This window comes from Azospirillum isscasi (genome assembly GCF_030849505.1).
In the GTDB taxonomy this organism is placed as follows: domain Bacteria; phylum Pseudomonadota; class Alphaproteobacteria; order Azospirillales; family Azospirillaceae; genus Azospirillum; species Azospirillum isscasi.
The window spans coordinates 1-16,844 of sequence record NZ_JAUJFI010000126.1; the positions used below are offsets into that span (position 1 = coordinate 1).

Genomic DNA, 16,844 nt, shown 5'->3' on the forward strand with positions numbered 1-16,844 from the left:
CTGCTGGCGGTGCGTCAGGCGAGGGCGACGGGCGGGCGCATCGTGCTGGCGGCGGTGCCGCCCCCCATCCGCGCCGCCCTGGACGAGGCCGGGCTGTCGGCGCTGCTGGAGAGCCGCGGCGACCTGGAGACCGCCGTGGAGGCCGCCATGCGCGCCGCATCCCAACAATGAATTAGTCCATGTTGCGAAGACTGGATTCGTAAAGCTGCTGCGCCAGCATAATCCTCAGAAGGGCTTCCACCGTAACGCTCATATAGCGCGCCCGCCGCTCCAGACGCCGATAGACGTCGATCGGCAGTTCAAGCGTCACGTTGACCCTGCTGGCGTGGGGAAACTCGGCCATATCCCCTCTCCATCTCTGTGAACCGCGTCGCGGGACGCCGGACCACAGACGATAAGACTCCCCTCCGGCGCGGTCCATGGCGCAGTCCGCGAAGCGCGCTGTGCGGTTGCGCCGGACCGTTCCTCCTATTTGGAGCGCGTCAGGCCGCACCCCGCAGCGACCGGTGGACCTCCGCCAGGATCTCGTAGGAGCGCAGCCGCGCCGCGTGGTCGTGGATGGCCGAGGCCACCATGATCTCGTCGGCGCCGGTTTCGGCGAGGAAGGACTCCAGCCCGCGCCGCACCGTCTCCGCCGAGCCGACGAAGGAGCAGGAGAGCATGTTCATGGCCTGCGCCCTCTCCTGCGGCGACCAGAAACTTTCGATGTCGTCGATGGGCGGCGGCAATTGGCCGCGGGTGCCGCGCACCAGACGGGCGAAGCTCTGCTGGGCGGAGGTGAAGAGCCGGCGCGCCTCCGCGTCGGTCTCCGCGGCGAAGACGTTCACCCCGACCATGGCGTAGGGCCGGTCGAGCTGCGCGGAGGGGGTGAAGTTGTCCCGGTAGACCCGCAGCGCCCGCATCAGCGCGTCCGGCGCGAAGTGCGAGGCGAAGGCGTAGGGCAGCCCGAAGGCCGCCGCGAGCTGCGCGCCGAACAGGCTGGAGCCGAGAATCCACAGCGGCACCTCCGTGCCGGCGCCGGGCACCGCCTGCACCCGCTGGCCGGGCTGGACGGGGCCGAGCAGGGCCTGAAGCTCCAGCACGTCCTGCGGGAACTGCTCGGCCACCGACGGGTCGCGGCGCAGGGCGCGCAGCGTCATCTGGTCGGTGCCGGGCGCCCGGCCCAATCCCAGGTCGATGCGGCCCGGAAACAGCGCTTCCAGCGTGCCGAACTGCTCGGCGATGACCAGCGGCGAATGGTTGGGCAGCATGATGCCGCCCGCGCCGACGCGGATGGTCGCGGTGCCCGCCGCCACATGGCCGATGACGACGGAGGTGGCGGCGCTGGCAATGCCGGTCATGTTGTGGTGCTCCGCCAGCCAGTAGCGGCGGTAGCCCAGCCGCTCGGCGTGGCGGGCGAGGTCCAGCGTGTTGCGCAGCGCGTCGCCCGGCGTGCGCCCCTCCGGCACGGGGGCGAGGTCGAGGACGGAGATCGGCGGAAGGGACGTGTCGGCGGTCGGCATGACGAGGGGTATCCAGTGTGACGGGGAGTCGGGGGGAGGGGCTTTTGCCCACACCCCGGCCCTCCCCCGCTTCGCAGGGGAGGGGGAGGGTTAGGGAGGGGGCACCGTCAGCTAAAACGCGCCACCCTCGTTCACCCAATCCTGCACCGTCTTCGCCAACCCCTGCCCCTCCGGCACGAAGGCCAGCGAGACGGAGTTGATGCAGAAGCGCAGGCCGCTCGGCGCCGGGCCGTCCGGGAAGACGTGGCCCTGGTGGCTGCCGCAGCGGGCGCACAGCGTCTCCACCCGCACCATGCCGTGGCTGGTGTCCTGCAACAGCTTCAGGTGCGCGTTGTCGAAGGGGGCGGTGAAGCTGGGCCAGCCGGTGCCGGATTCGAATTTCGTCCCGGAGCGGAACAGCGGCAGGCCGCACAGCCGGCAGGCGTAGGTGCCCGGCTTCTTGTTGTCGAGCAGGCCGCCGCAGAAGGGCGCCTCCGTCCCGTGGCTGAGCAGGACGTGCCGCTCCTCGCCCGACAGGCGCTCCACCAGCACCGCGCGCTGGTCCGGCGTCGGCGGCGTCAGGTCGAAGCCGACGGGCGACTCCGAAGCGGGGCCGGTCGGGGGGCTTGCGGAGGGGGCGGGCATCGGGCGGCTCCTGTGGCGGGATGACGGTCCTTGGGGATATGGGCGGCTGCCGCGCGGATGACACCCGGCGTCGGGCGGCTATCTTCCCTGCGCACAGCGAATGGAGCGGCATCCCATCGGGAATGAAAAAGCCCGCCTTCCCCGATGCGCCGGGAAAGGCGGGCCTTCCGATTTTCCGCCGTTACGCGGCGCCGTTACGTGGCGCCGTTATGTAGCGCCGTTACGTGGCGCCTTTACGTGGCAACGTCCGGCTTGGTGCGTCCGGTGTGGCGCTCGATGCCGGCCAGCTCCGCCGCCAGATCGGCCAGCGGCTTCAGCGCCACCGGGGCGTCCAGCCCATGCTCCCCGCCGACCGGCTCGTACCGCTCGAAATAAACGCGGAGGGTGGCGCCCGACGTGCCGGTGCCGGACAGGCGGTAGACGATGCGCGAACCGTCCTCGAACCCGACGCGCAGGCCCTGGCGGTCGGACCGGCTGCCGTCCACCGGGTCGGTGTAGGCGAACTCGTCCGCCGCCGCGACCGTGCGTCCGCCGAGATCCGTGCCGGCCAGCCCCGGCAATTTGCCGCGCAGCTCCGCGATCAGGGCGTCGGCGGCCTCCTGCGGGATGGCCTCGTAATCGTGGCGGCCGTAATAGGTGCGCCCGTAGGTGCCCCAATGCTCGGCCATCAGCTCCGCCACCGACAGGCCGCGGGCGGCCAGGACGTTGAGCCACATCAGCACGGCCCACAGCCCGTCCTTCTCGCGCACATGGTCGGCGCCGGTGCCGAAGCTCTCCTCGCCGCACAGGTTGATGCGCCCGGCGTCGAGCAGCGTGCCGAAGAACTTCCAGCCCGTGGGGGTCTCGTAGCAGGAGATCCCCAGCGCCGCCGCCACCCGGTCCACCGCCCGGCTGGTCGGCATGGAGCGGGCGACGCCGGCCAGCCCGCCCTTGAAGGCCGGCACATGGGTGGCGTTGGCGGCCAGGACGGCGAGGCTGTCGCTGGGCGACACGAAGACGTTGCGGCCCAGGATCATGTTGCGGTCGCCATCGCCGTCCGACGCGGCGCCGAAGTCCGGCGCGTCCGGCCCGAACAGCCGCTCCACCAGTTCCTCCGCGTGGGCGAGGTTCGGGTCGGGGTGGTGCCCGCCGAAATCCTCCAGCGGCGTGCCGTTGATCACGGTGCCGGCGGGGGCGCCCAGGCGGCGTTCCAGGATCTCCGTGGCGTAGGGGCCGGTGACCGCGTGCATGGCGTCGAACACCATGCGGAAGCCCGACGCGAACAGCCCGCGGATCGCCGCCATGTCGAACAGCGATTCCATCAGCGCCGCATAGTCGGCCACCGGGTCGATGACCTCCACCGCCATGCCGCCGAGCGCCGTCTCCCCGAGCGTGTCGAGGTCAAGGTCCGCTGCTTCGACCGTCCTGTATTCGGCGATGACCTTGGAACGGGCGAAGAAGGCGTCGGTCATCGATTCCGGCGCCGGGCCGCCGTTGGCGGCGTTGAACTTGATGCCGAAATCGCCGTCCGGGCCGCCAGGGTTGTGGCTGGCCGACAGGATCACGCCGCCGACGGCGCCGCGCTTGCGGATGACGCAGGAGGCCGCGGGGGTGGACAGGATGCCGCCGCGCCCGACGACCGCGCGCCCGATGCCGTTGGCGGCGGCCATGCGCAGGATGGTCTGCACGGCGGTGCGGTTGTGATACCGCCCGTCGCCGCCGATCACCAGCGTGGCGCCGGCCAGCCCGTCCACGCAGTCGAAGATGGATTGGACGAAATTTTCCAGGTAGCGCGGCTGCTCGAAGACTTTCACGGCCTTGCGCAGCCCCGAGGTGCCGGGCTTCTGGCCGTCGAAGGGCGTGGTCGGACAGGTGACGGAAACCACTGGGCGTCCTTTCTTGGTCGTATCGGGCCGGGGCGGCGTGCCGTCGCACCGCCGCCCCGCCACGCCACGATGCGCGGCTTTGCGCCGTTGTTCAACCGGGCCGATCGGCGCTCCCCCTCCGGCGGACGGGGATTGGTTACGCCTCTTCCACCGAGACGGCTTCCGGACCCTTCTCGCCCTGGCGGACGGTGATGCGGACGCGCTGCCCGTCGTTCAGCCCCGCAAGGCCGGAACGCTCCACCGCCTTGACGTGGACGAACACGTCCTGGCCGCCGCCGTCCTGGGCGATGAAGCCGAAGCCCTTGGTGGCGTTGAACCACTTCACGGTGCCCTCGGTCTGGGAGGTCGGGCCGCCCGCCGCCGGACGGCGCGGACCGCCGCCGAAGCCGCGGTCGCCGCCCCGGTCGTTCCCGCGGTCGCCGCCCCGGTCACCGAAACCGCGGCTGTTGCCCCGGTCGCCCGGACCGCGGCCACGGTCACCGAAACCGCGGTCACCGAAACCGCGGTCGCCGAACCCGCGGTCACCCCCACGGTCGCCACGGTCGCCCCCACGGTCGCCGAAGCTCCGCTCGCCGTAGGACGGGCGCGGCCCCTGGGCGCGCGGCGCGCGGGCCGGGGCGGCGGTGGAGGCATCCACGGAATGCAGGGTGGACACCTGGTTGCCCTTGCGCCCTTCCACGATGTCCACCACGACGGTGGCGCCGTCCGGCAGGGCGTCATGGCCGGCGGTGGCGACCACGGCGGCGGGGATCAGGGCGTCGGGCGACCCGTCCTCGAACTTCACGAAGCCGAAGCCGCGGTTGGGATCGTACCACTTCACGGTGGCCTGAACCTGGGTGCCGAGGACGACGGGCTGGCGGTAGACGTGCTGGCGCGGGGGTTGACGGTGCATGAGACCCACTGAACTCCAAAAGGCGACTCGGCACCGGCCTTCGGTGCCCGACAGAAGACATCGCCTTTCCCCGCCCGAATCACAAGACCGCAGGCGCGCCGATTTTCGCGTCCGCGGTTCCGGTGCCATTTTTCACCCGGCGCGGCCCCGGTTCAGCCCAGCCGGTCGGGGGCCGGCGGCGGCTCCTCCGGCGGGACGGGGATGGCGTCCGGCGGCTCCTTGATCGGCGGGCGGGCGGGGTCGCCGGGCAGGTCCGGCATGCCGGGCGGCGGCACCGGCATGTCGGGGGTCGGCGGGGCGGGCGGAAAGGGGCCGGTCTTCATCGTCTCAACCGCCATCAGCCACCCCCGTCCATCGTGCCCGGCGCCGCGCGGGTGAGGTTGCGCGCCTTCTCCAGCGAGTCCATGCAGAGCGGCTCGTTGCCGTCCTTCGCAGCGGAGCGCGCGGCGGTCACCAGCGATTCGATCTGGGCGTTGCGCGCCGCCTGCCCCATCGACCCGCCCTCCATGGAGGAGCCGCTGTTGGGCGCGGCGTCCGGCCGCACCGCCGGGGCGGTCGGCATGGGGGCGGCGGTGCGCGGCGGCTCGATCACCGCCCGGTCGCCCGCGGCCGGCGGCGCCACCACCCCGCCCGAGCGGGCGAGCCGGTCCGGCGTGGCGGCCCCGGACCCTCCGCCGGGCAGCGCCCCGTCCACCGCGCTGGAGCCGGAGGTGCCCGGCGGGGCCGCGACCGGCGGCGGGCTGGCCGACAGGTTGTGCTCGGCGGCGAAGCGGTCCACCAGCGCCGCACAGCTTCCCTGCGCCAGCGCGGGTCCGGCGCCGCACAGCATCAGGCCGGCGGCGAGCAGGAAGCCCTGTGGGATGCCCCTTCGGATGCCCCGTGGAGTGCCCCGTGGGATGCGATGTCCTGCCATCGGATTTCCTCCCCATCAGCGATACCACCCTCAACCGGTGTAGCGCGGCGCCGGTTCCACCCGGCTTTTTCCCGCCCGACCCGCCGTCCGGCGGTGCCGTTTCGCCGTTTCCGCCTGTTGAAGGCCCACAGGACAACGGCGGGGGAGAGGGGGCGCGATGGACAGCAACCGCGAAGGCCGTGCGGACGTTTCCGCCGAGGCCGAAGCCTTCTACACGGAGAGTTTGAAGGTCCTGAAGGACTCCGGCATTCCCTTCCTGCTGGGCGGCACCTTTGCGCTCAGCGCCTACACGGGGATCACCCGGCCCACCAAGGACATCGACGTCTTCTGCCGGGGCGGCGACTTTCCGCGCATCCTCGCGCATTTCCAGGACCGCGGCTTCGGGACGGAGATCGAGGACGAGCGCTGGATCGGCAAGATCCGGCACGGGGCGCTGTTCATCGACGTGATCTTCAACTCCGCCGCCGCCATCAACCCGGTCAACGACCGCTGGTTCGGGGAGGACCACCGCGCCCTCATCTGCGGCGCCGACGTGCAGCTCATCCCGCCGACGGAGATGGTCTTCTCCAAATCCTTCGTGCAGATGCGGCACAAGTACGACGGCCCCGACGTCGCCCACATGATCCTGAAGCAGCACGCCCACATCGACTGGAAACGGCTGCTCGGCCACATGGAGCAGTATTGGGAGGTGCTGCTGATGCACGTCCTGAACTTCCGCTTCATCTACCCGACGGAGCGCGACCACATCCCCGGCTGGCTGTTGCAGGAGCTTCTGAACCGGCTGAACGAGCGCGCGAAGCTGCCGGTGCCGCAGACCCGCATCTGCCGGGGGCGGCTGTTCTCGCGCGAGGATTATCGGATCGACGTCACGGACTGGGGGTTCGCCGACGTCGTCGGCGAGGAAACGAAGCATGGCTGAAGGAACGATCAAGGTCGCCGCCATCGGCGACATCCATGTCGGGGAAAGCTCCTCCCACCCCTACCGCGAGCTGTTCCAGGAGATCGCCGATCGGGCGGACGTCCTGGCGCTGGCCGGCGACCTGACCAACCACGGCAAGCCGCGCGAGGCAGAGGTGCTGGCCGAGGACCTGCGTGCCATCGGCATTCCGGTGGTCGCCGTTCTGGGCAACCACGACCACGAGTGCGGCCATGTCGAGGAGCTTCAGCGCATCCTGGAGCAGGCGGGCGTCCGTTTCCTCGACGGCAACCCGGTGGAGATCCGCGGCGTCGGCTTCGCCGGGGTGAAGGGCTTCGGCGGCGGGTTCGAGAACCGCATGCTGGACTCCTTCGGCGAACCGGCCATCAAGCAGTTCGTGCACGAGGCGCTGAACGAGGCCATGCGGCTGGAAAGCGCGCTGCGCCAGTTGGAGACGGAACGGACCCTGGTCGTCCTGCACTACGCCCCCATCGCCGAGACGGTGCGGGGGGAGCCGCCGGAGATCTATCCGTTCCTGGGGTCGTCCCGTCTGGCGGAGACCATCGACCGCTTCCACGTCCGGGCGGTCGTCCACGGCCACGCCCACCACGGCAGCTACGCCGGCAAGACCCTGCGCGGCACGCCGGTCTACAACGTCGCCCAGACCATCGAGAAGGAATCCGGGAGGCCGTACGCGCTGATCGAGCTGTGAGGGAGATTGTTGTGTTGGGCCCCCCTCCCGACCTCTCCCCACTTCGCGGGGGGAGGAGATTGGGTGGAGGAGGAGAAAAGCCCTCCCTCGCCGAAGGTGGGGAAGGGATAGGGAGAGGGCCCAATGCAACAACGCCCACACGCCCGCCATGCAACCGCCGCGCTATCGCCCCGGCGGGCTTCCGGATAGGGTGCGGGCACCATGCCCCACCCTGCCCTTTCGAAGCTCCCGCCATGCTGACCGCCAACCTCGCCGCCCTGGGGGCCGCGCTCTGCTGGGCGGCCAGCGGGCTGATCGCCATCGGACCGGTGCGCGCCATCGGCTCGGTCGCCTTCAACCGCCTGCGCATGAGCATCGTCTTCGTCGGCACGGCGGTCGCCGCGACGATCCTTGGCGGCTGGCAGACGCTGGACCTGCAAGGCGCTGCGATCCTCGCGCTGTCCGGCGCGGTCGGCATCGTGATGGGCGACACCGCCCTGTTCTGGGCGCTGGGACGCATCGGCCCGCGCCGCAACTCGGTGATCTACGCCACCAACGCGCCGATCACCGCGCTCCTCGCCTGGGCCGTGCTGGGCGAGGCGCTGGGGCCGTGGACGGCGGTCGGCATCGCGCTGGTGACCGCCGGGGTGATGCTGGCGATCTTCTTCCGCGCCGCCCCCGCCGCCAACGGCAACGGCGGCGTCCCCCACGACTGGGAGTCCGTCCGCGGGCGCCTGCTGGTGGGCGCCGGCACCTGCCTGATCGCCGCCTGCTGCCAAGCCGCCGGCTCGGTCATCGCCCGGCCGGTGATGGCGGCGGGCGCCGACCCCATCGCGGCGGCGGCGGTGCGCGTCGGCACGTCGGGCCTGCTGCTGTTCGCGGGCGGTCTGCTGCCCGGCCAGCGCTTCGGCTTCGGGGCGGGGCTGACGCCGCGCATCCTGGCCCAGGTGGCGGTCAACGGCTTCGTCGGGCTGGGGCTGGGCATGACGCTGCTGCTGATCGGGCTGGCGCACGGCAACGCGGGCGTGGTCGCCACCCTGTCGGCCACCAGCCCGGTGCTGATCCTGCCGATGCTGTGGGTGTGGACCCGCCAGCGTCCGGGGGCCGGAGCCTGGGCCGGCGCCATCGTGGCGGTGCTGGGCGTGGCGCTGATCGTCAACCGCTGACGCCGGAAACGCGGGCATCCTCACCCGAAACTGTTGCGTCCGCTGAATTCCGGGGCAGGATGGCGGAACCGGCTTCCGGTTCCCGCATTCCGATAAGGCGCGATACCCCATGGCCTCCCCCCGCCGCAAACGCCCCGGCGCCGATCCCGGACCGCCCGCGCTGCATCTGACCCGCTTCCTGCCCTACCGCCTGTCGGTGCTGTCCAACACGGTCAGCCACACGGTGGCGACGCTGTACGAGAAGCGCTTCGGCATCACCATCCCGGAATGGCGGGTCATCGCCGTGCTGGGCGGCGGCGAGACGCTGAGCGCCGGCGAGATCGCCCAGCGCACCGCCATGGACAAGGTGCAGGTCAGCCGCGCCATCAGCCGGATGCTCGATTCGGCGCTGATCCTGCGCGAGTCGGGCGACACCGACCGCCGCAAGGCGCAACTGACCCTGACGCCGAAGGCGCTGGCCATCTACACGGAGATCGTCCCCCTCGCGCTGGCCTACGAGCAGGAGCTGACCGGCGCCCTGACGGAGGAGGAGACGGCGCAGCTCGACCGGCTGCTGGCCAGGCTCAAGGCCCAGGCCGACGCGCTGGCTGCCCGTTCTACGCAAAGTCCTTGAAGCTGTCCGCCGCCGCGCGGTCGTAGCCCTGGCTGGCGCGCAGGAGCTGCCGCGTGTAGTCCTCCCGCGCCGCGCCGCGGCGCAGGGCCTCGACATCCATCTCCTCGACGATCCGCCCGCGGTTCATCACGGCCAGCCGGTCGCACATGGTGGCGACGACCGCCAGATTGTGGCTGACCAGCACGTAGGTCAGCGCGTGCTCCGCCCGCAGCCGCTTCAGCAGGTTCAGGATCTCCGCCTGCACCGACACGTCGAGGGCCGAGGTCGGCTCGTCCAGCAGCAGGACGCGCGGCTCCAGCACCAGCGCGCGGGCGATGGCGACGCGCTGGCGCTGCCCGCCGGAGAGCTGGTGCGGGTAGCGGAAGCGGAATTGCGGCCCCAGCCCGACGTCGCGCAGCACCCGGTCGATCCGCGCGTCGGCGTCGCGCAGCCCGTGGATGGCGATCGGCTCGGCCAGGATGCGGTCGATGGTGTGGCGCGGGTGCAGCGAGCCGTAGGGGTCCTGGAAGACCATCTGGCAGGACTTGAAGAAGCCCTTCTCGCGCCGCCGCCCCTGGGCGGCGCCATCCACGGCGATGGACCCGGTCCAGTCGTGGTTCAGGCCGACGACGGCGCGCAGCACCGTGGACTTGCCCGACCCCGACTCGCCGACCAGCCCGAAGCTCTCGCCCGCCCGCACGGCGAAGGACACCCCCTGCACGGCGGCCACCGCGTCGGCCCCCTGGCCGAAGGTGACGCGCAGATCCGTCACGTCGATCATGCTTCAGCTCTCCAGCCAGGACGGGTCGCGGGTCAGCACCGGCAGCTCATCCCTTGTGTCGTCCAGGCGCGGCAGACTGTCGAGCAGCCCGCGCGTGTAGGGGTGCTTGGCCGCGTGCAGCTCCGACGCGCGGCAGGTCTCCACCACCCGGCCCGCGTACATGATCAGGATGCGGTCGCAGAAGGACGCCACCAGGTTCAGGTCGTGGCTGACGAAGATCATTCCCATGCCGCGGCGGGAGCACAGCTCGTCCATGATCGCCAGCACCTGCATCTGCACCGTCACGTCGAGCGCCGAGGTCGGCTCGTCGGCGATCAGCAGGTCGGGGTTGGGGATCAGCATCATGGCGATCATGATGCGCTGGCCCATGCCGCCCGACACCTCGTGCGGGTAGAGGCCGTAGACGCGCTCCGGGTTGCGGATGCGCACGGCCTCCAGCATCTCCAGGGCGCGCCGCTTCGCCTCCGCCGTGCCGGCGCTGGAATGGACGCGGTACGCCTCGGCGATCTGGGCGCCGATGGTCATCACCGGGTTCAGCGAGAATTTCGGGTCCTGCATGACCATGGAGATGCGGCGCCCGCGGATGCCGCGCAGCCGCTTCTCCGGCAGGGTCAGCAGGTCCTCGCCCTGGAAGCTCAGCCGGTCGGCGGTGACGATGCCGGGCGGCGGGACCAGCCGCAGGATGGCCCGCCCGGTCATCGACTTGCCGGAGCCGGACTCGCCCACGATGCCCAGCTTTTCCCGTCCCACGGTGAAGGAGACGCCGCGCACCGCCTGCGTCACGCCCGTCCGGGTGGGGAAGGAGATGCGGAGGTTCTCGACCTCCAGCAGCGGTTTGTCGCTCATTTGCCTTTCGGGTCCAGAACGTCGCGCAGGCCGTCGCCCAGCAGGTTGAAGCCCAGGCTGACCACGAAGATGGCGATGCCGGGCATGGTGGCGACCCACCATTGCTCCAGAACGTACTGGCGCCCGGTGGCGATCATGGCGCCCCATTCCGGGGCCGGCGGCTGCGCGCCGAGGCCGAGGAAGCCCAGCCCCGCCGCCGTCAGGATGATCCCCGCCATGTCCAGCGTCACCCGCACGATCAGCGAGGAGGAGCAGAGCGGCACCACATGGCCGAGGATGATCCGCGGCGTCGAGGCGCCCTGGAGCCGCACGGCGCTGATGAAGTCGCTTTTGCGGATGGTGATCGTCTCGGCCCGCGCGATGCGGGCGTAGGGCGGCCAGCTGGTGATCGCGATGGCGATGATGGCGTTCTCGATGCCCGGCCCCAGCGCCGAAACGAAGGCCAGCGCCAGGATCAGCTTCGGAAAGGCCAGGAAGATGTCGGTGACCCGCATCAGCGCCGCGTCCGCCCAGCCGCCGAGATAGCCCGCCACCGTCCCGATCAGCAGCCCGGCCACCGGCGCCGTCACCGCGACCAGCGCCACGATCATCAGCGTCAGGCGGGAGCCGTAGAGGATGCGCGACAGGATGTCCCGCCCGAAGGCGTCGGTGCCCAGCCAATGCGCGGCACTGGGGGGCAGCAGCCGCTGCGACAGATCCTGCCTGTAGGGGTCGTAGGGGGCGAGCAGCGGGGCCAGCGCCGCCATCAGCACCAGCAGCAGCACGATGCCCAGCCCGATCATGGCCAGCCGGTTGCGGGAGAAGGCCAGCCAGCCCAGATAGACCCGGCCCAGCCGCGCCTGCCCGCGGGACTGCGGCGTCTCCGCCGTCAGCCACGCCCGCAGCCCGCCTTCGGTCGTTTGCATCATCGTGCCCCTCATCTCGCACGGGGATCGAGCAATCGGTACAGCAGGTCGGACAGCAGGTTCAGGCCGATGAAGACCGCCCCCACCACCAGCGTGCCGCCCAGCACCGCGTTCATGTCCGCCGACAGCAGGGAGTTGGTGATGTACAGCCCCAGCCCCGGCCAGGCGAACACCGTCTCCGTCAGCACCGACCCTTCCAGCAGCGAGGCGTAGGACAGCGCCACCACCGTGGTCAGCGGCACCGCGATGTTGCCCAGCGCGTGGCGCCAGATCACCCGCGCCTCCGACATGCCCTTCACGCGGGCGGTGGTGATGTATTCCTGGCGGAGTTGGTCCAGCATGAAGCTGCGCGTCATCCGCGCGATGTAGGCCACGCTGTAGAGACCGAGGATGCTCGCCGGCAGCATCAGGTGGTGCAGCGCGTTCCAAAACACGTCGGTCTCGCCGGCCAGCAGGGCGTCCACCGTGATGACCCCGGTCACCGGATCGACCAGCCCTTCGTAGAAGACGTCCACCCGCCCCGGCCCCGGCGCCAGATCCAGCCGCGCATAGAAGACCAGCAGCGCCATCAGCCCCAGCCAGAAGACCGGGATGGAATGGCCGATCAGCCCGATCACGCGGATCGCGTGGTCCGGCCAGCGCCCCTGGTGCACCGCGGCCATCACCCCCGCCGGAATGCCCAGCAGCACGCCGACGATCACCGCGGCGGTCGCCAGTTCCAGCGTCGCCGGGAAGACGCGCAGGATGTCCTCCAGCACCGGGCGGGAGGTCAGCACCGAGGTGCCGAAATCGCCCTGGAGCACGTCGCCGACGTAGCGCAGGAACTGCTGCCACAGCGGCAGGTCCAGCCCCAGTTCCTGCCGGACGCGGGCGTAGGTGTCGGCGGACACGCGGTCGCCGACCACGGCGATCACCGGGTCGATGGGCACCACGCGCCCGATCAGGAAGGTGACGAGCAGCAGCCCGAGGAAGGTCAGCGCCACGGAGACGAGCAGCCCCGTCCCCTTGATCACATGGCGCCGCCCCGGCATCCCCGGTCGTTTCAAGATAGCGGCCAAGTTTCACCCGACATGAGTTCGAATTCCCTCTCCCGCCCCGGGAGAGGGAAGGGACCCGCGCGAAGCGCGGGAAGGGTGAGGGGGCAGCCGAGGATCGTGCCTTGATCCTGGGGCTACCCTCACCCGCCCGCTTCGCGGGCACCCTCTCCCGGGACGGGAGAGGAACTGGGAAGCCCGCCTTACTTCTTGCTGACCTTCCAGTAATAGTTGCTGTCGAAGCTCGGCCCCCAGACCAGCCCCTCGACGTTGCTGCGCTCCGCGATCACCTCGGTCTGCTGGAACATGATGACGAAGGGCGAGGTCTCCAGAACCTCGCGCTGAAGCTCCTGGTACATGGCGGCGCGCTTGGCGGAGTCGCGCTCCTCCACCGCGGCGGCGGTTTTCTTGGTCAGTTCAGGGATGTCCCAGGCGTTGCGCCAGGACAGCGGCTTGGCCTTCGCGTCGTCGGCGTTGTCCGGGTTGGCGGCGAAGGTGTCGGCGTTGGTGTTCGGGTCCTGGTAATCCGCACCCCACTGGTACAGCAGCGCCTCGTGGTTGCGGGCGCGGTACTTGGTGACCACCTGCTTGCCGTCCGCCGGCAGCAGGTTGATCTTGATGCCCGCCGCCGCGGCGCTGCCCTGGATGGCCTGGGCCATGTCCATGCTGGGCGAGGTGTTGCGGACGTCCATGGTCACCGTGATGCCGTCCGGATAGCCGGCCTGGCGAAGAAGCTCCTTCGCCTTGGCCGGATCGTACGTGTACGGGTTCTCCTCCAGCGCGCCGAGGAAGCCCTTGGGCAGGAACGCCTGATGGACGGTGCCGAGACCGTTCATGATGGTCTTCGCCATGCCGTCGTAATCCACGGCGTATTTGAACGCCTTGCGCACGTCCGGCTTGGCCAGGACCTCGTTCTTCTGGTTCAGGCCGAAATAATAGAGCGTGCCCTTCGGCGCCTGGACGATGCGGATCTTGTCGTTGCCGCGCAGCGGCTCGAACTGCTCCGGCTTCAGGTTGCGGGCCACGTCCACGTCGCCCTTCTCCAGCAGCAGGCGCTGGGTCGCCGGTTCCGCGATGTGGCGGATCAGCACGCGCTTCACGGCGGGGGCGCCGCCCCAGTAATTGGCGTTGGCCTCCAGCGACAGAAGCTCGCTGGCCTTCCACTGGCGCAGGACGAAGGGGCCGGACCCGGCGGAGTTGGTCTTCAGGAAGGCGGCGCCGAAGTCGCCATTGACCTCCTTGCTCTTGACCAGCTTGGAGTCGACCACGCCGGAAACGTCGGCGGTCAGGCAGTAGAGCACGAAGGTGGGGGCGTAGACCTTGTCCGTCTCGAACACCAGGGTGCGCGGGTTGGTGGCGCGGACCTTCTGATCGACGTTCTCCGGCGTCAGGCCGAACTGGGTCAGGATGAAGGCCGGCCCCTTGTTCATCTTCACGGCGCGCTGGAACGAGTAGGCCACGTCCTCCGCCGTCAACGGGTTGCCGGAGTGGAACTTGATCCCGTCGCGGATGGTGAAGGTGAAGGTCTTGCCGTCGTCGGAGACGGTCCAGCTTTCCGCCACCTGCCCGTAGATCTTGCTGACGTCGTTGACGTCGAAGCGGATCAGCCGGTCATAGACCTGGGCGCCGTATTCGGCCCCCGACAGCTCGAAGATCTCGCCGGGATCGAGCGTCACGATGTCGTCGAACTGCCAGGCCATGACCAGCGTGTCCTTCGGCGTGTCGGCCAGAACCGGCGTGGCCGCAAGGCCGAAGGACAGGCCGGCGGAAAGAAGGGCGGCACCGGCCAGACGGCGCGCGAGCGTGTTCATGATTTCCATACTCCCTGCATGATCCCGGGTGGGGCGAATTCTCTTTGGAATTCTTGGCGGTAGGGCCAGGATGATCCGGCGGCGCGGGACGCCCTGTCAAGCGGGTGGCGGTCATAGCGCCCACGGCCTTCACGACCAGAGGTGCGGAAACCATCATGATCGGAAACGACGGAAAGCCGGTGTCGAAGGAGGGGCTGCGCCAGCACCTCGCCGCCTACAACACGCAGGCGCGCGGATCGAAGGAGTTCGCGGCGATCCCCCGCGCGCTGGTCACCATCTGCGACACCCTGAAGGCCGGCAAGACCACCTACGTGAAATGTCTGGACGGCCAGTTGCAGCTGTCCCGGCGCAAGGACAACAGCGTCCAGGCGGCGTAACGCCCCGGCCCCCCCCTCGCCCTTCACCGGGAAATCGAACCAGGGCAGGCGCAGGAACTCGTACTCCCGCAGCCGCACCGCCCGCCCGCGCCCAGTCGTGAAGGATCGCGTAGGGCGCCGCCTGATCCAGCGTCCAGCCCGCCTCGCCCCGGTCGAAGAACCAGCCGATGTGGGCGCACACGAGCCCGAGGATCTCCCGCCCGGCCGAAGCGCCGCCAATAGCCGGAATCGACGCTGACCAGCAGAACCGCCCCGCCGCCCGCCACGGGCGGGATGGGCATCGACCGCTCCGCCGCTTCGGCGATGCGCGGCTGGTAGGAGGGGAGCGCATCGAGGAAGACCGGGCGCGCATCCTCACGGGCCAGATCGCCCAGCGCCAGCCCCCGGTTGAAGGCCGCCTTGGCCCGCGCCGGCTCCAGCGCCAGGGCGCGCGCGTGGTGCCCGACCGCCCGGACCGCATCCCCGCCGGTGCGGCGCAGGCTGCCCAGAGTGTCGTGATAGTCCTCCGCCTCCGGGTCCAGCGCGATGGCCCCGGCGATCAGCGCCACCGCGTCCTCCGTCCGCCCGATCTGGCCCGACAGCACCCCCAGCAGGTGCAGCGCGTCGGCCTGCCGCGGGTCGGCGTCGAGGATCGCCCGGTAGAGTCCGGCGGCCTCGCCCATCCGTCCGGCCCGGTGATGGCCGATGGCGAGGGCGTAGGCTTCGGACAGGCTGACCATGACGACTCCGGGCTGTGCTTGCGACATCGCGCCCGTTTGCGGGAGCGCGCCGTCCCTCTACCATCGCTGGCCATGAGAACCGATCCCGACGGCCTGCCCCATCATGACGACCGCCGCGCCCTGGCGGAAGCCCTGCGCGCCGCTCTGACGCAGCGCTGTCCCGGCGCCGACGCCGACCTGACGGCGGCCATCGGGGCCATGGCGGCCAGCCGCTTCTTCGGCGTGCGCTTCCGCGCCGAGGGCAACGCCGGGCGCGCCTGGGTCGCCCGCCGCCCCAACCCCGACGTGTTCGAGGTCTGGGACCCCGCCACCGGCGCCTGGGACTTCGCGGAACGCCTGCCCGACCCGTCGCTCTACCAGCCGACGCCCGAGGGCATCGGGCGCATCGCCGCCAAGGCGCAGGAGGCCATGGCCGCGGTCGCCGCCGCCGGGCGGCTGGCCCACGCCCTGGCCTCCGGGGTCGAGCCGGACGACGAATAAGGAACGCGAACGTCAGGCGGTGGCGAACAGCCCGCCGTCCTCCGGCCCATCCGTCCCGTCATCCGCGTTCGGATCGCCGAGCGCCGTTTCCCAGCCCAGCGCCGGCAGGGCGATGCTGCGCGTGTTGCCCAGCCCGCTGCGCGTGGCGATGAATCCCCGCTGCTCCATGTAGGTCAGCAGCCGCCGCGCCCGTCCGCGCGACCGGCTGCCGCAGGCGCGGGCCACGTCGGCGTCGGACGGGCAGGGCAGATGGTCCAGCGCGGCGCGGGCCAGCAGCAAAAAGACGACCTGGATGTCCTCCGGCAGGGTGGCCGCGACCTGGGTCGCCTTCTCCCAGGCGGGATTCCCCTCGGTGTCCTGCCCGGCCCCGGCGCGGGCCGCCGCCAGCTTGCGCCGGAAGGCGGGCAGTTCCAGAAGGTCCCCCCGCACCTCCCGCGCGCGGCAGCGGACCAGGAAGTCCTGAAACAGCACGGCGATGGAGCGGTAGGACGCCTCCGGATCGGCCAGCACCTCCCGCAGGATCGCCTCATAAGCGGCCTCGCGCTCCGCCGCCTGTTCCGGCGTTTCCGGCTCCTTTACCGGGGCCGCGGGCGCCTCGTCGGCGAACGGAGCCGGCTCCGCCGGGACGGGCCGCGGGCGGGCCAGCCGGGCCAGCAGGTCGGCGCGGGCGCTGGGCGAGGGGCGGGGCACCGGCAGGCGCGGCGGGGCCGGCTCGCCAGGCTGGAAGGTC

The 16,844-nt window shown here is 70.9% G+C and carries 19 protein-coding genes and 1 pseudogene; 6 read left to right on the top strand and 14 right to left on the bottom strand.

What is annotated here, in order from left to right:
• Positions 1–172 precede the first annotated feature (172 nt).
• The 7 genes from QSG27_RS20955 to QSG27_RS20985 all read right to left on the bottom strand — a co-directional run bounded on the left by QSG27_RS20955 (position 173) and on the right by QSG27_RS20985 (position 5,796).
• Entirely contained in the window at positions 173–343 is a 171-nt protein-coding gene (locus QSG27_RS20955) for a hypothetical protein (RefSeq protein WP_306709538.1), read from the bottom strand.
• Positions 344–482: 139 nt separating this feature from the next.
• Positions 483–1,502, bottom strand: coding sequence for an LLM class flavin-dependent oxidoreductase (locus QSG27_RS20960; protein ID WP_306709540.1), 1,020 nt, complete (start codon positions 1,500–1,502; stop codon positions 483–485).
• 111 nt (positions 1,503–1,613) lie between these two features.
• A complete protein-coding gene (gene msrB, locus QSG27_RS20965) occupies positions 1,614–2,126 on the bottom strand; it encodes a peptide-methionine (R)-S-oxide reductase MsrB (RefSeq protein WP_306709542.1) in 513 nt (170 codons plus the stop codon).
• A gap of 233 nt (positions 2,127–2,359) precedes the next feature.
• The gene (locus QSG27_RS20970; RefSeq protein WP_306709544.1) at positions 2,360–3,991 is read right to left on the bottom strand and encodes an alpha-D-glucose phosphate-specific phosphoglucomutase; all 1,632 of its coding nucleotides are present in this window, start codon (positions 3,989–3,991) and stop codon (positions 2,360–2,362) included.
• A gap of 136 nt (positions 3,992–4,127) precedes the next feature.
• The gene (locus tag QSG27_RS20975; protein ID WP_306709545.1) at positions 4,128–4,883 is read right to left on the bottom strand and encodes a cold-shock protein; all 756 of its coding nucleotides are present in this window, start codon (positions 4,881–4,883) and stop codon (positions 4,128–4,130) included.
• A 152-nt stretch (positions 4,884–5,035) separates the two neighbouring features.
• Complete coding sequence (locus tag QSG27_RS20980; protein ID WP_306709546.1) at positions 5,036–5,221, bottom strand: hypothetical protein; 186 nt, start codon at positions 5,219–5,221, stop codon at positions 5,036–5,038.
• Positions 5,221–5,796: a hypothetical protein gene (locus QSG27_RS20985; RefSeq protein WP_306709547.1), complete on the bottom strand. Its 576-nt coding sequence runs from the start codon at positions 5,794–5,796 to the stop codon at positions 5,221–5,223. Before QSG27_RS20985 ends, QSG27_RS20980 begins: the two co-directional genes overlap by 1 nt.
• Before the next feature lie 157 nt (positions 5,797–5,953).
• On the opposite strand from QSG27_RS20985, the gene QSG27_RS20990 reads away from it, so the two are divergent.
• From QSG27_RS20990 to QSG27_RS21005, 4 genes are all read left to right on the top strand, one after another.
• The gene (locus tag QSG27_RS20990; protein WP_306709549.1) at positions 5,954–6,715 is read left to right on the top strand and encodes a nucleotidyltransferase family protein; all 762 of its coding nucleotides are present in this window, start codon (positions 5,954–5,956) and stop codon (positions 6,713–6,715) included.
• Complete coding sequence (locus QSG27_RS20995) at positions 6,708–7,424, top strand: metallophosphoesterase family protein (protein WP_306709551.1); 717 nt, start codon at positions 6,708–6,710, stop codon at positions 7,422–7,424. Before QSG27_RS20990 ends, QSG27_RS20995 begins: the two co-directional genes overlap by 8 nt.
• 233 nt (positions 7,425–7,657) lie before the next feature.
• Complete coding sequence (locus QSG27_RS21000) at positions 7,658–8,569, top strand: DMT family transporter (protein ID WP_306709554.1); 912 nt, start codon at positions 7,658–7,660, stop codon at positions 8,567–8,569.
• Positions 8,570–8,678: 109 nt separating this feature from the next.
• A complete protein-coding gene (locus QSG27_RS21005) occupies positions 8,679–9,182 on the top strand; it encodes a MarR family winged helix-turn-helix transcriptional regulator (RefSeq protein WP_306709556.1) in 504 nt (167 codons plus the stop codon).
• Here QSG27_RS21005 and QSG27_RS21010 read toward each other — a convergent pair.
• The 5 genes from QSG27_RS21010 to QSG27_RS21030 all read right to left on the bottom strand — a co-directional run bounded on the left by QSG27_RS21010 (position 9,166) and on the right by QSG27_RS21030 (position 14,538).
• Positions 9,166–9,942, bottom strand: coding sequence for an ABC transporter ATP-binding protein (locus QSG27_RS21010; RefSeq protein ID WP_306709558.1), 777 nt, complete (start codon positions 9,940–9,942; stop codon positions 9,166–9,168). The two genes, QSG27_RS21005 and QSG27_RS21010, sit on opposite strands and share 17 nt — an antisense overlap.
• 3 nt (positions 9,943–9,945) lie before the next feature.
• A complete protein-coding gene (locus QSG27_RS21015) occupies positions 9,946–10,788 on the bottom strand; it encodes an ABC transporter ATP-binding protein (RefSeq protein ID WP_306709559.1) in 843 nt (280 codons plus the stop codon).
• Positions 10,785–11,696 carry a nickel transporter permease gene (gene nikC / locus QSG27_RS21020; RefSeq protein WP_306709560.1) on the bottom strand — a complete coding sequence of 304 codons (912 nt, stop codon included), beginning with the start codon at positions 11,694–11,696 and terminating at the stop codon, positions 10,785–10,787. The genes QSG27_RS21015 and nikC overlap by 4 nt, the downstream gene beginning before the upstream one ends.
• A gap of 8 nt (positions 11,697–11,704) precedes the next feature.
• Positions 11,705–12,724, bottom strand: coding sequence for an ABC transporter permease (locus QSG27_RS21025; RefSeq protein WP_306709562.1), 1,020 nt, complete (start codon positions 12,722–12,724; stop codon positions 11,705–11,707).
• A gap of 206 nt (positions 12,725–12,930) precedes the next feature.
• Complete coding sequence (locus QSG27_RS21030; protein WP_306709564.1) at positions 12,931–14,538, bottom strand: ABC transporter substrate-binding protein; 1,608 nt, start codon at positions 14,536–14,538, stop codon at positions 12,931–12,933.
• Positions 14,539–14,693: 155 nt separating this feature from the next.
• On the opposite strand from QSG27_RS21030, the gene QSG27_RS21035 reads away from it, so the two are divergent.
• Positions 14,694–14,915, top strand: coding sequence for a hypothetical protein (locus QSG27_RS21035; RefSeq protein ID WP_306709566.1), 222 nt, complete (start codon positions 14,694–14,696; stop codon positions 14,913–14,915).
• A 23-nt stretch (positions 14,916–14,938) separates the two neighbouring features.
• Here QSG27_RS21035 and QSG27_RS21040 read toward each other — a convergent pair whose 3' ends face one another.
• Positions 14,939–15,661: a tetratricopeptide repeat protein gene (locus tag QSG27_RS21040; protein ID WP_306709568.1), complete on the bottom strand. Its 723-nt coding sequence runs from the start codon at positions 15,659–15,661 to the stop codon at positions 14,939–14,941.
• A gap of 45 nt (positions 15,662–15,706) precedes the next feature.
• Between QSG27_RS21040 and QSG27_RS21045 the strand changes: the two genes are divergently transcribed.
• Positions 15,707–16,114, top strand: a complete 408-nt coding sequence (locus tag QSG27_RS21045; RefSeq protein WP_306709569.1) for a hypothetical protein — start codon at positions 15,707–15,709, stop codon at positions 16,112–16,114.
• 12 nt (positions 16,115–16,126) lie between these two features.
• Here QSG27_RS21045 and QSG27_RS21050 read toward each other — a convergent pair.
• A pseudogene (locus tag QSG27_RS21050) lies at positions 16,127–16,844 on the bottom strand (ATP-binding protein); the annotation flags it as partial.

What these genes read in the sequence shown, in the direction of transcription:
- QSG27_RS20955 (WP_306709538.1), bottom strand. Translation starts at nt 343, where the DNA reads ATGGCCGAGTTTCCCCACGCCAGCAGGGTCAACGTGACGCTTGAACTG.
- QSG27_RS20960 (WP_306709540.1), bottom strand. Translation starts at nt 1,502, where the DNA reads ATGCCGACCGCCGACACGTCCCTTCCGCCGATCTCCGTCCTCGACCTC.
- msrB (WP_306709542.1), bottom strand. Translation starts at nt 2,126, where the DNA reads ATGCCCGCCCCCTCCGCAAGCCCCCCGACCGGCCCCGCTTCGGAGTCG.
- QSG27_RS20975 (WP_306709545.1), bottom strand. Translation starts at nt 4,883, where the DNA reads ATGCACCGTCAACCCCCGCGCCAGCACGTCTACCGCCAGCCCGTCGTC.
- QSG27_RS20980 (WP_306709546.1), bottom strand. Translation starts at nt 5,221, where the DNA reads ATGGCGGTTGAGACGATGAAGACCGGCCCCTTTCCGCCCGCCCCGCCG.
- QSG27_RS20985 (WP_306709547.1), bottom strand. Translation starts at nt 5,796, where the DNA reads ATGGCAGGACATCGCATCCCACGGGGCACTCCACGGGGCATCCGAAGG.
- QSG27_RS20990 (WP_306709549.1), top strand. Translation starts at nt 5,954, where the DNA reads ATGGACAGCAACCGCGAAGGCCGTGCGGACGTTTCCGCCGAGGCCGAA.
- QSG27_RS20995 (WP_306709551.1), top strand. Translation starts at nt 6,708, where the DNA reads ATGGCTGAAGGAACGATCAAGGTCGCCGCCATCGGCGACATCCATGTC.
- QSG27_RS21000 (WP_306709554.1), top strand. Translation starts at nt 7,658, where the DNA reads ATGCTGACCGCCAACCTCGCCGCCCTGGGGGCCGCGCTCTGCTGGGCG.
- QSG27_RS21005 (WP_306709556.1), top strand. Translation starts at nt 8,679, where the DNA reads ATGGCCTCCCCCCGCCGCAAACGCCCCGGCGCCGATCCCGGACCGCCC.
- QSG27_RS21010 (WP_306709558.1), bottom strand. Translation starts at nt 9,942, where the DNA reads ATGATCGACGTGACGGATCTGCGCGTCACCTTCGGCCAGGGGGCCGAC.
- QSG27_RS21015 (WP_306709559.1), bottom strand. Translation starts at nt 10,788, where the DNA reads ATGAGCGACAAACCGCTGCTGGAGGTCGAGAACCTCCGCATCTCCTTC.
- nikC (WP_306709560.1), bottom strand. Translation starts at nt 11,696, where the DNA reads ATGATGCAAACGACCGAAGGCGGGCTGCGGGCGTGGCTGACGGCGGAG.
- QSG27_RS21025 (WP_306709562.1), bottom strand. Translation starts at nt 12,724, where the DNA reads ATGCCGGGGCGGCGCCATGTGATCAAGGGGACGGGGCTGCTCGTCTCC.
- QSG27_RS21030 (WP_306709564.1), bottom strand. Translation starts at nt 14,538, where the DNA reads ATGAACACGCTCGCGCGCCGTCTGGCCGGTGCCGCCCTTCTTTCCGCC.
- QSG27_RS21035 (WP_306709566.1), top strand. Translation starts at nt 14,694, where the DNA reads ATGATCGGAAACGACGGAAAGCCGGTGTCGAAGGAGGGGCTGCGCCAG.
- QSG27_RS21040 (WP_306709568.1), bottom strand. Translation starts at nt 15,661, where the DNA reads ATGTCGCAAGCACAGCCCGGAGTCGTCATGGTCAGCCTGTCCGAAGCC.
- QSG27_RS21045 (WP_306709569.1), top strand. Translation starts at nt 15,707, where the DNA reads ATGAGAACCGATCCCGACGGCCTGCCCCATCATGACGACCGCCGCGCC.